11 protein-coding genes and 1 pseudogene are annotated in these 10473 nt (G+C 68.6%); 3 read left to right on the top strand and 9 right to left on the bottom strand.

What is annotated here, in order from left to right:
* From HMPREF3115_RS25685 to HMPREF3115_RS25670, 4 genes are all read right to left on the bottom strand, one after another.
* A partial coding sequence (locus HMPREF3115_RS25685; RefSeq protein WP_070556645.1) for an ExbD/TolR family protein occupies nt 1-406 on the bottom strand: 406 nt, incomplete at its 3' end.
* Nucleotides 407-430: 24 nt separating this feature from the next.
* Nucleotides 431-1099, bottom strand: a complete 669-nt coding sequence (locus tag HMPREF3115_RS25680) for a MotA/TolQ/ExbB proton channel family protein (protein ID WP_070556643.1) — start codon at nt 1097-1099, stop codon at nt 431-433.
* Between the two features lie 17 nt (nt 1100-1116).
* Complete coding sequence (dapB, locus tag HMPREF3115_RS25675; RefSeq protein ID WP_006407572.1) at nt 1117-1914, bottom strand: 4-hydroxy-tetrahydrodipicolinate reductase; 798 nt, start codon at nt 1912-1914, stop codon at nt 1117-1119.
* A 65-nt stretch (nt 1915-1979) separates the two neighbouring features.
* On the bottom strand, nt 1980-2762 hold the full coding sequence (locus HMPREF3115_RS25670) for an outer membrane protein assembly factor BamE (RefSeq protein WP_006400348.1): 783 nt from the start codon (nt 2760-2762) through the stop codon (nt 1980-1982).
* 142 nt (nt 2763-2904) lie between these two features.
* Here HMPREF3115_RS25670 and fur point away from each other — a divergent pair, with 142 nt between their 5' ends.
* Nucleotides 2905-3333: a ferric iron uptake transcriptional regulator gene (fur, locus tag HMPREF3115_RS25665; protein ID WP_006400349.1), complete on the top strand. Its 429-nt coding sequence runs from the start codon at nt 2905-2907 to the stop codon at nt 3331-3333.
* A gap of 91 nt (nt 3334-3424) precedes the next feature.
* Here fur and HMPREF3115_RS25660 read toward each other — a convergent pair whose 3' ends face one another.
* The 3 genes from HMPREF3115_RS25660 to HMPREF3115_RS25650 form a co-directional block, all read right to left on the bottom strand.
* The gene (locus HMPREF3115_RS25660) at nt 3425-3949 is read right to left on the bottom strand and encodes an ureidoglycolate lyase (protein ID WP_006407573.1); all 525 of its coding nucleotides are present in this window, start codon (nt 3947-3949) and stop codon (nt 3425-3427) included.
* 13 nt (nt 3950-3962) lie between these two features.
* Complete coding sequence (gene alc / locus HMPREF3115_RS25655) at nt 3963-4970, bottom strand: allantoicase (RefSeq protein WP_070556642.1); 1008 nt, start codon at nt 4968-4970, stop codon at nt 3963-3965.
* A 189-nt stretch (nt 4971-5159) separates the two neighbouring features.
* The gene (locus HMPREF3115_RS25650; RefSeq protein WP_006400352.1) at nt 5160-6479 is read right to left on the bottom strand and encodes a C4-dicarboxylate transporter DctA; all 1320 of its coding nucleotides are present in this window, start codon (nt 6477-6479) and stop codon (nt 5160-5162) included.
* A 209-nt stretch (nt 6480-6688) separates the two neighbouring features.
* Here HMPREF3115_RS25650 and HMPREF3115_RS25645 point away from each other — a divergent pair, with 209 nt between their 5' ends.
* Nucleotides 6689-7411: a FadR/GntR family transcriptional regulator gene (locus tag HMPREF3115_RS25645; RefSeq protein WP_006407575.1), complete on the top strand. Its 723-nt coding sequence runs from the start codon at nt 6689-6691 to the stop codon at nt 7409-7411.
* Between the two features lie 7 nt (nt 7412-7418).
* On the opposite strand, the gene cynR is transcribed toward HMPREF3115_RS25645, so the two are convergent.
* Nucleotides 7419-8318, bottom strand: coding sequence for a transcriptional regulator CynR (cynR, locus tag HMPREF3115_RS25640; RefSeq protein ID WP_006400354.1), 900 nt, complete (start codon nt 8316-8318; stop codon nt 7419-7421).
* Between the two features lie 289 nt (nt 8319-8607).
* On the opposite strand from cynR, the gene HMPREF3115_RS25635 reads away from it, so the two are divergent.
* The gene (locus tag HMPREF3115_RS25635) at nt 8608-9807 is read left to right on the top strand and encodes an MFS transporter (protein ID WP_006414666.1); all 1200 of its coding nucleotides are present in this window, start codon (nt 8608-8610) and stop codon (nt 9805-9807) included.
* Nucleotides 9808-9911: 104 nt separating this feature from the next.
* On the opposite strand, the pseudogene HMPREF3115_RS30285 reads toward HMPREF3115_RS25635, so the two are convergent.
* Nucleotides 9912-10274 (bottom strand): annotated as a pseudogene (locus tag HMPREF3115_RS30285) (MarR family winged helix-turn-helix transcriptional regulator); the annotation flags it as partial.
* Nucleotides 10275-10473 lie beyond the last annotated feature (199 nt).

The following is a 10473-nucleotide window of genomic DNA, read 5'->3' as shown; positions in this document are numbered from 1 at the left end:
TGTCGGTGACGAAGCCGATTCGCGTGAGGCCCGCGGCCTGCGCGGCGCCCATCACCTGCGCGATCACGTCGTAGCGCGTCGCGCGCGACGCGCGCAGCCGCAGCTCGGGCGGCGCAGCGCTCGCGGCGGCCTGCCGGAAGCGCGCGGGCAGCGCCTCGAGCGCGATCGGCGTGTCGTTCCAGTACAGCTTGCCCGCATCGTCGATCGACAGCGTGACCGACTGCGGCGTGTCGCGCGCGACGCTTGCCGCGACCTTCGGCAAGTCGAGCCGGATCGCGTGCGTCATCAGCGGCGCGGTGATGATGAAGATGACGAGCAGCACGAGCATCACGTCGATCAGCGGCGTCATGTTGATCTCCGCCATCGGCGCGGACGTCTTGTGGTGCTCGAGTCCGCCGAATGCCATGAGCGTTCCTCCGGGAAGCGGGCGTCACGCGGGCTGCGCGCAGACGAACACGTGCAGATCGCGCGCGAAGCCGTCGAGTTCCTCGGCGAGTTGCCGGACGAGCCGCCCGAGGATGTTGTACGCGAGCACGGCCGGAATCGCGACGACGAGCCCGAACGCGGTCATGATCAGCGCTTCGCCGACCGGCCCCGCGACGTTCTCGATCTGCGCCTGCCCGCTCGCGGCGATGCTGCCAAGCGCATGGTAGATGCCCCATACGGTGCCGAGCAGCCCGACGAACGGCGCCGTGCTGCCGATCGACGCGAGCAGCACCTGACCGAATTCGAGGCGCCGCTGCGAGCGCAGCATCGCATGACGCAGCGCGCGCAGCACGCGTTCGCTGCGCTCGACGCGCGCGGCCAGCGCGGCCGGCTCATGTTCGTCGGCCGCGTCGCGCGCGGCCTCCGCGAGCGGCACGAACACGCGCTCGCGATCGGCACCGGCCAGCGCGGCGATGCCCGACTCGAGCGACGACGCGCGCCAGAACGCCGCGAGCGCACGTGGCCCCTGCCGCTTCGCGCGCACGAGCAGCCATGCCTTCATCAAGAGGAAGCACCAGCTGGCGATCGACATCGCCAGCAGCGCGTAGGCGACGGCGTGCGTGATCGCGTCGCCGCTTTCGAGGTAGTGGACAACGCCGGTGGGAATGGCCATCGGGGTTCCCCGTCGCGTCAGCGCAGGCCGAGCACGTCCTGCATGTCGAACAGGCCCGTATCGCGCGCCGACAGGAAGCGCACGGCACGCAGCGCGCCCTGCGCGTACGACACGCGGCTCGACGACTTGTGGGTAATCTCGATCCGCTCGCCGATGCCGGCGAACAGCACCGTGTGATCGCCGACGATGTCGCCGCCGCGCACGGCCGCGAAGCCGATCGTCGACGGATCGCGCTCGCCCGTCACACCGTGGCGCCCGTACACCGCGCAGTCGTCGAGCGAGCGGCCGAGTGCGCCGGCGACCGCTTCGCCCATCATCAGCGCGGTGCCCGACGGCGCGTCGACCTTGTGGCGGTGGTGCGCCTCGATGATTTCGATGTCGTAGCCGTGCGAGAAGTGCTTCGCCGCGAATTCGAGCAGCTTCAGCGTGACGTTGACGCCGACGCTCATGTTCGCCGCGAACACGATCGCGACTTTCTCGGCGGCCGCATGGAGCACGGCCTTCTGCTCGGCCGTGAAGCCGGTCGTGCCGATCACGAGCTTCACGTCGTGGCGCAGCGCGGCCTCGACGTGCGCGAGCGTGCCTTCCGGGCGCGTGAAGTCGATCAGATAGTCGGCCTGCGCGAACACCGCGTCGATGTCGTCGGTCAGCTTGACGCCGGTATCCTTGCCGAGGAACGCGCCGGCGTCCTGACCGAGCGACGGCGAGCCGGCGCGGTCGAGCGCGCCGACGAGCTGCGCGTCGGCATCGTTGAGAACGGCTTCGATCAGCATCCGGCCCATCCGGCCCGATGCGCCGGCAATCGCAATCTTCATGGCTTTCTACACGACAGGTCTAAAGGCAGGCGGCGCGGGCCGCCCCGGTTGCACGCGCGCGCCGCTTACTGCGACTGCGCGGGTGCGGTGAGCGGCTGGTTCTGCAGCGTGTCGGACCCTTGCGGGCCGACCGGCGGCGCCGCTTCGTTCGAGACGTTCGGCTGCGGCGGCCGATGGAACTGGAACTGCGGCTGGATCGCCGGCACGGCGCCCGGCGGCTGCCCGCCCGGCACCGGCGCACCGCCCGATGCCTGCGCGGACGGCGTGAAGTGCCGCGTAGCGGAGCCCTGGCCGGAGACCTGATTGGTCGCGCGGTTAGCCGCGCGCGCCGCCCGCGCGTTCGCATCCTGATCGACGACCTCGCCGACCGACGTCGGCGCGCTTGCCGTCGTGACCGCACTCGCGCCGCTCGCGGCCGCGGCGGCGGCCGCCTTGTCCTTCGCCGCTTTCTTGCCGCGGCGGTCGCCGTCGATGTCGGCGAGCAGATCGAGCTCGGACGGCAGATTCTCAGCACCGGTCCAGCTCGCGAGGCGATCGCCCGAGAACGTCAGCACGAGATCGCGCTGCTGGACGACCGACGTCGAGCCGCGCTTGAAGTAGAACAGGTAATCCCAGCGGTCGGCGTGGAACATGTCCGTCAGCAGCGGCGTGCCGAGCAGCGCGCGGACCTGCTCGCGCGTCATGCCGGTCTGCAGTTGCGCGGCCTTCTCCTGCGACACGAAGTTGCCTTGCACGACGGTGATCCGATAAGGCGTGATGCTCTGCGCGATGCGCTGCGTCACGCTGTCGTACGACGAACAACCAGCCAGCGCGGCAACGGCGGCGGCAGCGATGATGGCACTCCGCATGCGGCTCCTCTGAAAGTGCGAAAGAGATTCTGGAATCATTTCCCTCACCGTGCTGGCCCGCGTCGCAGGCCGCGCGTGTTTCTGGAACGGCGAAAAGCCGGTAACATTGAAGCCCTGCATTGTACTCTAGGGACGCCTAGCCATGACCAATCCGACGGATCTCAAGAATATCGGGCTAAAGGCCACCCTACCGCGCCTCAAGATTCTCGAGATCTTCCAGCAGAGCCCCGTGCGGCACCTGACCGCCGAAGACGTCTACCGCAACCTGCTCAACGAGCAGCTCGACATCGGGCTCGCCACCGTCTATCGCGTGCTCACGCAGTTCGAGCAGGCCGGGCTGCTGTCGCGCAGCAACTTCGAATCGGGCAAGGCCGTGTTCGAGCTGAACGAAGGCTCGCACCACGACCACCTCGTCTGCCTCGACTGCGGGCGCGTCGAGGAGTTCTTCGACGCCGAAATCGAAAGCCGCCAGCAGGCGATCGCGAAGGAGCGCGGTTTCCGCCTCCAGGAGCACTCGCTTGCGATGTACGGGTCGTGCACCACCGAAAACTGCCCGCACCGCAAGCACTGACCGACAGCAGCGCCGATGCGCACACGGCCCGGCCGGCATGTCGCCGCCCGGGCCGTCTGTTTTTCCGGCGGCCGTTCGGCCGCCGCGCGCGTCAGAGCGCGCCCGCGCAAGCCGGCTCGAATTCGAGCGCCCAGGCGCCGTCGAGCGGGATCTCGTCGCAGTTCGGCTGCGGGCCGCCGCGATCGACGATCACGAAGTCGCTGACGGCATCGAGCGCGAGCAGCGGATGGTGCCACACGCCTTTCGCATAGTTGACGCCCTGCCAGCCTTCCGCGAGGAACGCGCGCATCGCGTCGGGCCGGAACTCGCCGGCCGGCGCGACGACGACCGCGTAGCGCGACACCGCCGCCAGCGGAATGAACGCCTGGCTGCCGTGCGGATGGCGCTCCATCAGCGTGAGCGCGACGGGCAGCGCACGCGGCTGCGCGCGAAACACGCTGACGAGCGGACGGCCGCCGTCCGCGCAGACGTCGATGTTCGCGAGATCGTGGAAGCGCTCGGTCGTGCCGCCGTTGATCGGGAAATGCCGGGCGCCTTCGAGTGCGATCACGTCGCCGAACGGCGCAAATGCTTCGCGGGTCAGACGCTCGACGCGCAGAGTATGCAAGCTGCTCATCGCCACTCCCTCGTCAGGCCGGTTCGCCCCACAGACGCAGCCGCGACACGCCGCCGTCCGGGAAGATGTTGAAGCGCACGTGCGTGACGGGGCCGAGCGCCGCGAGATCGTCGAACGTGTGCACGCTGTCCATCGACAGCTTCTGCTCGCCCAGCAGTTCGGGCCAGAACATCGCCTGCGTGACCAGCGAATCGTCGGTGCCGCCCGTGACGTGCGCGGCCTGCAGCGAACAGCGGTCCGGGAAGTTGCCCTTGAAGAACGCGGTATCGACTTCGACGCGCCGGATGATGCCCGGCCGCGCCAGCGCGATGATCGCCCAGTCGTTGCCGGGCTCGCGGCGGCGCCGCGTCTCCCAGCCGTCGCCCATGTTCGCGCCGCGCCCCGGCATCAGCATCTGCGAGGCGGCACCGAAGTGCTGGTTGTTCGCGGCGACCAGATAGGCGCCGTTCTCGATCGCGGCCAGATCGACCGGTTCGCCTGCCGGCACGCGGCTCCAGTCGCGCTGCGGCTGCCCGTATACGCGCAGCCGCGCCAGCCCGCCGTCCGGATACAGGTTCACGCGCAGATGCGTGTACGGCCGCGCATCGGCGACCTCGACGTAGTGATGCGCGTTGCCCTGCAGCGTCGTCGCGGCCACGATGGTGTGCCATTCGGCGTCGTCCGACGGCGTGTCGCCGTCCGCGAAGCAGGCGTCGATCGACGCGGCCGGCGGGAAATTGCCGGTGAAGTGGCTCGTATCGAGGTCGACGCCGTGGATCACGCCCGGCCGCGCGAGCCGCACGACGCAGAAATCGTGACCGGTCGTGCGCTTGCGGCGCGTCTCCCAGCCGTCCATCCACTTGCCGTGATCGTCGTACTTGCCGGGGATGAACACGGCCGGCTCGGGGTTCAGCATGCGCTCCTTCGGCGCGAAGAATTCGTCGCTCGCGAACAGCGCAGCGGCGCCCAGGCGCGGATCGGCGAGATTCATGTAGCGCCGCGTGAAGGCCGGCGCGTTCGGGTCGAGAATGGGGGCTGCCATGTCGTCTCCAATTATCGGCTGCACGTCGCGCGTCGCCGCGCGCGCCAGCCTGGCGAAGCAGGCCGGTGCGGCGGGCGCGTCACGCTTGCCCGCCTCCGTAGCCCGCCGTCCTGATGAAATGCCGGCGCATCGCTGCGCCGGCCGGTTGCAACGTGCGCGGACGGTCCGGGGCAGACCGCCGCGCGGCGCTCAGAGCGCGTGAGCCTGGTCGCCGGCGACCGGCGTCGCGCCGTCCTCCTCGGCCGGCACGTAGCGCAGCTCGCGGTTCAGCACGCGCTTCGCACGTGCGCGGTCGATGTCGTTCTCCCACACCGCGACCACGACCGTCGCGACGCAGTTGCCGATCAGGTTCGTCAGCGCGCGGGCGATCCCGACGAACCAGTCGACCGGCAGGATCAGCACGAGGCCCAGCACCGGAATCGCCGGAATCGCGGACAGCGTCGCCGCGAGAATCACGATCGCCGAGCCCGGAATCCCGTGCGCGCCCTTCGACGTGATCATCGACACGATCAGGACCACGATCAGATCGTGCGCCGACAGCGGCGTGTTGGTCGCCTGCGCGATGAACAGCACCGCGAGCGTCAGATAGATCGAGAAGCCGTCGAGGTTGAACGAATAGCCGGTCGGGATCACGAGGCCGACGGTCGAATCCTTGACGCCCATGTATTCGAGCTTGCGCATCACCTGCGGCAGCACCGCGTCCGACGAAGCCGTGCCGAGCACGATCGACAGTTCCTCGCGCAGGTAGCGGATCAGCTTGAACACCGAGAAGCCGGCGAGCCGCATCACGATGCCGAGCACGACCGTGACGAACACCGCGCAGCTCACGTAGAACACCGCGACGAGATAGCCGAGCTGCTTCAGCGATGCGACGCCGTACTTGCCGGTCGTAAACGCGATCGCGCCGAGCACGCCGAGCGGCGCGAGCTTGATGATGAAGCCGATCACGCGGAAGAACACGTGCGACAGCTCCTCGATCAGCCCGTTCACGCGCTTGGCCTTGTCGCCGAGGAGCGACAGCGCCGAGCCGAACAGCACCGCGAACACGAGGATCTGCAGGATGTCGCCCTTCGCGAATGCGTCGATCGCGGTGTCGGGGATGATCTTCATCAGGAAGCCGGCCGTGTCCTTCAGGCTCTCTGCGTTCTTCGCGTACGACGCGAGCGACGACGCGTCGAGCGAGTGCAGGTTGATGTTCATCCCCTCGCCCGGCCGCGTGAGCCAGGCGAGGACGAGCCCGATGCCGAGCGCGAGCGTCGTCATCACCTCGAAGTAGACGACGGCCTTCAGGCCGACGCGGCCGACCTTCTTCAGGTCGCCCGCATTGGCCATCCCGCTCACCACGACGCAGAACACGATCGGCCCGATCACCATCTTGATGAGCTTCAGAAAACCGTCGCCGAGCGGTTTCAGCGACTCGGCGAAATGCGGGAAGAACGCGCCGAGCGCGACCCCGAGGATCAGTGCGATCACGACTCGACCAAACAGCGAATTGAGGAACTTTGACACGGCGCTCTCCCGAGATGGGTTGCAGTTTCGTCTGTTCATACTGGTAAGACCAGTGATGTTATGGTCGATAGTAGGAAGCCGATATAGTCGCGTCAAGGCTCGTCAAAATAGGGATTTCCCGCCCCGCAGCCGAACTGGTGCGACGCGGAAAACCGGCCGTGTCGTGGCTTTCCCGTAGCCGCGGATGCGCGGCGCCGGCGCGGTTTACAATGCCGGTCAGACCGGCCATCGTTCACCTCATGAAAAACGTTCCGCATACCGTGACCGACGCCGCCATCGCGACGATCCGCGACCGGATCGAGGCAGGCGTGTATCCGGTCGGCAGCCTGCTGCCGGCCCAGCGGCAGCTCTCCGAGGAGCTGGAGATCAGTCGTGCGTCGTTGCGCGAGGCGCTGTCGACGCTCGAAGCGCTCGGCATGCTGCGCATTCGCGCCGGCAAGGGCGTGTATGTCGAAAGCGCGCGCGCGACCACCGCCCATGCGTGGCAGTTCGCCGAACAGTCGTCGCCGCCCGACACGTACCAGATGCGCTACGCGCTCGAAGGCTTCGCCGCGCGGATGGCCGCGCGCGTCGTCAGCGACGACGACATCGCGTGGTTCGAAGACAATCTCGCCGATCTGCACGTCGCGCTGACCGAGAACGCGCTCGAGGACGCGTCGCAGCTCGACTTCGAGTTCCACATGCGCATCATCCATCTGGCCGGCAATGCGGCGATCGAATCGGTCCTGCGCAGCAGCGCGGACATCATGAAGGAAAGCCAGCGCATGCCGTTCTACCGGCGCGAGCTGCTGCTGTCGACCTGGCACGAGCATCGCGCGATCGTCGATGCGCTGAGTGCGCGCGACGCGGCCGCGGCCGGCACCGCGATCGAAACGCACATCTCGAATGCCGCGCAGCGCGCGGGCATCTTTTTCCCGACACCGGGCGCGTAAGCGCCGTCTACGTCCTCGACGCCGGCGACGGCACGCGATACGCGAGCGCGCACTCGATGAATGCGCGCGCCGCGACGCTGCGATAGGCGCCCTTGCGCGTGAGCAGCGCGGCCGTGCGCGTCGGCAGCGGCGGGTCGACGGGCAGCGCGCACAGCTCGTCGCTGCCGCGCGCGACCGCGTCGGGCAGCACGGTCGCGAGCCGTCCGCGTCGCACGAGCTCCAGCACCGCGCTGACCGTGTTCGTCTCGATCGCGATCCGCGGCTGCGCGCGATGCTCGACGAAATAGCGGTCGATGCGCTCGCGCGTCGCAAAGGCGCGGCTCAGCAACACCAGCGGCTCGCCGCTCAGCTCGGCCGGCGTGAGCGCGCGGCGACGGCGCGCGAGCCGATGCGTGCGCGCGGTCACGAACGCGAGCGATTCGTCCCAGAGCGGCAGCGCGTCGATCTCCGGCGCGCGCGCCGGCACGAACGCGAAGCCCGCATCGAGGCGGTCTTCGACGAGCAGCGACTCCATGCGCGCCTGCGGCATCGCGTCGATCGTCAGCACGACGTTCGGATACGCGGCATGAAACGCGTCGACGAGCGAGCCGCTCAGATAGGCCGCGAAGGTCGGCATCATCGCGAGCCGCAGCGAGCCGGTCGCGAGATCGGCCGCATCGTGCAGCGCACGCGCGCCCGCGTCGAGCGCGTGCAGCGCCGCGCGTGCGTGCTTCGCGTAGACGTCGCCGAATTCGGTGAGCCGCACCGTGCGGCCCGAGCGGTCGAACAACGGCACGCCGAGCGTTTCCTCGAGCTGGCGAATCTGCTGCGACAGCGTCGGCTGCGACACATGCAGCGCATCGGCCGCGCGCGTGAAACTGCCCTGCTCGGCGACGGCCAGGAAATAGCGGATGTGACGAAGCAGCATGGCGGCTCAAGTATTGGTTTTACCAATGCATCGTACAAGGATCGAGTCTTGGACGCTATGACTCGATTTCCGCATCATACGCACATCCGCTCCGCGCAACGCACTCGCCGTCGCGCCCCGGGGCGGCCCGGCGCAGCTGTGTAGCGCTCGGCCGCTTCGTGTGTGAATGCGCGAGGTCTGCGGTCTCCGTGGCCGGCCGCCGCATCGGTTGCGCCGCAAGCGGCTCCGCCGTTCCCTTGACCCGCGCCGCCGACGGCCAGCGCCGCCGGCCGCCGCTTTTTTTGCGACCATGAAACCGTCTTCCGATTCCCATCCGCCGCTGACACGCGGCATGACGCTGCTGTTCGCCTGCGCGTGCGGCATCGTCATCGGCAACATCTACTACGCGCAGCCGCTGCTCGCCGCGATCGCGCACAGTTTCGGCCGCGCACCGGCCGAGCTCGGCTATCTCGTCACGCTGACGCAGATCGGCTACGCGGCGAGCCTGCTGCTGATCGTGCCGCTCGGCGACGCGCTGAACCGCCACACGCTGATCGTGCGGCTACTTGCGCTGAACGTCGTTGCGCTGGTCGGCGTCGCGTTGAGTACGCAGTTTGCGATGTTCGTCGCCGCGAACGTCGCGCTCGGTTTCGTCACCTGCTCGACGCAGCTGCTCGTGCCGTTCGCCGCGTCGCTCGCCGATGCGCGCACGCGCGGCCGCGCCGTCGGCACCGTGATGAGCGGGCTGCTGCTCGGCATCCTGCTTGCGCGCGTCGCCGCGGGCGCGATCGCCGATTGGTTCGGCTGGCGTGCGGTCTACGCGATCGCCGCTGCGATGGTGCTGGCGCTGACGGTCGTGCTGGCCGTGAAGCTGCCGAAGGATCGCCGCGACGCGCGACTCGACTATCCGGCGCTGATGAAATCGCTTGCCGCGCTCGTGCGCGCGCAACCGCTGATCGCGCTGCGCTCGGCATACGGCGCGCTCGTGTTCGCGTGCTTCAGCCTGCTGTGGACGGGCCTCACGTTCCTGCTCAGCCAGCCGCCCTACGGCTACAGCGAAGGCCGGATCGGCCTGTTCGGCATCGTCGGCGCGGTGGGCGCGCTGGCGGCGACGTCGGCTGGCCGGCTCGTCGATCGCGGTCACGGCAACGCGGCAACGGGACTCTTCGCGGCCGCCGTGCTCGCCTCGTTCGCGCCGATCGCCGCCGGTGCGCATTCGCTCGCCGCGCTGATCGCCGGCATTCTGTTGCTCGACGTCGGCGTCCAGGGCATGCACATCTCGAATCAGAGCGTGATCTACGCACTCGCCGGCGACGCGCGCAGCCGCGTGACGACGATCTACCTGACGAGCTATTTCGTCGGCGGCGCGCTCGGGTCGTTCGCGGCGAGCGTCGCGTATGGCCTCGACGGGTGGCGCGGCGTGTGCGCGGCAGGCGGCGTGCTTGGCGGCGTGCTGGTTGCGGTGTGGCTCGCGTCGCAGCGCGTCGGCGCGCGCGAGGTCGCGCAGTGATGTGATCGGGTGCGGGGCGTGTGGTGGGTGGGTCGGGGTTGGGGGAAAGCGCTTCGCGCGTGTCGGCGGGCGTCGCTTGCCGCCCGAAGCGGCACTTCCCGTTTCTCGAAATCGGTCAAAGGGGCGGTCAGTTTGGCGTTCAAGTCCTTCGTGCGACGCTTCGATCGCTGGCGCGCGGCACGTCCGGCCTCCGTCAGCCACAGGCGCGAAGCGCGGCCATCCGTCTCGTCCGCGCGACGCTCGATCAATCCCGCCTTTTCGGTCAGGTCGGCAAGACCGCTCATTCCCGGCGCGCCGAGATCCAGCGCGGCACCGGCCTCGCTCATGAGCGCGCCGTTGTGCTCGCCCAGAAAAAACAGCAGCCCTGCCTGGGCTGCAGTGACGCCGCCCGCGGCCGCACGCATTTGCGACCACCGTTGCAGCCGGCGCTGTCCGACATTCAATAGATAGACGAGACGATGCTTCATTGACGGGCAGATATCAGCCCGCGGAGTTAGTTCGCGTGCGAATTGCATCACTCGCCTCCAGCGACATTTCCGTAGCGGCCGCATCGAACGTTGGACACATTCCCCGACACGCCCTACCGAAATCCACACCGAACAAAAAAGCCCGGCCGGAAAACCGGACCGGGCTTGCATGACGCGCGCGCCGCCGCATAACGGCGGC

The organism is Burkholderia sp. HMSC10F09 (assembly GCF_001806955.1).
In the GTDB taxonomy this organism is placed as follows: domain Bacteria; phylum Pseudomonadota; class Gammaproteobacteria; order Burkholderiales; family Burkholderiaceae; genus Burkholderia; species Burkholderia multivorans.
The sequence above is the reverse complement of the archived record's forward strand: the minus strand, read 5'-3'. Positions and strand labels throughout refer to the sequence as shown.

Coding starts and splice junctions, on each gene's coding strand:
- HMPREF3115_RS25670 (WP_006400348.1), bottom strand. CDS start 2,762: ATGCGGAGTGCCATCATCGCTGCCGCCGCCGTTGCCGCGCTGGCTGGT.
- HMPREF3115_RS25680 (WP_070556643.1), bottom strand. CDS start 1,099: ATGGCCATTCCCACCGGCGTTGTCCACTACCTCGAAAGCGGCGACGCG.
- fur (WP_006400349.1), top strand. CDS start 2,905: ATGACCAATCCGACGGATCTCAAGAATATCGGGCTAAAGGCCACCCTA.
- alc (WP_070556642.1), bottom strand. CDS start 4,970: ATGGCAGCCCCCATTCTCGACCCGAACGCGCCGGCCTTCACGCGGCGC.
- cynR (WP_006400354.1), bottom strand. CDS start 8,318: ATGCTGCTTCGTCACATCCGCTATTTCCTGGCCGTCGCCGAGCAGGGC.
- dapB (WP_006407572.1), bottom strand. CDS start 1,914: ATGAAGATTGCGATTGCCGGCGCATCGGGCCGGATGGGCCGGATGCTG.
- HMPREF3115_RS25635 (WP_006414666.1), top strand. CDS start 8,608: ATGAAACCGTCTTCCGATTCCCATCCGCCGCTGACACGCGGCATGACG.
- HMPREF3115_RS25660 (WP_006407573.1), bottom strand. CDS start 3,949: ATGAGCAGCTTGCATACTCTGCGCGTCGAGCGTCTGACCCGCGAAGCA.
- HMPREF3115_RS25645 (WP_006407575.1), top strand. CDS start 6,689: ATGCCGGTCAGACCGGCCATCGTTCACCTCATGAAAAACGTTCCGCAT.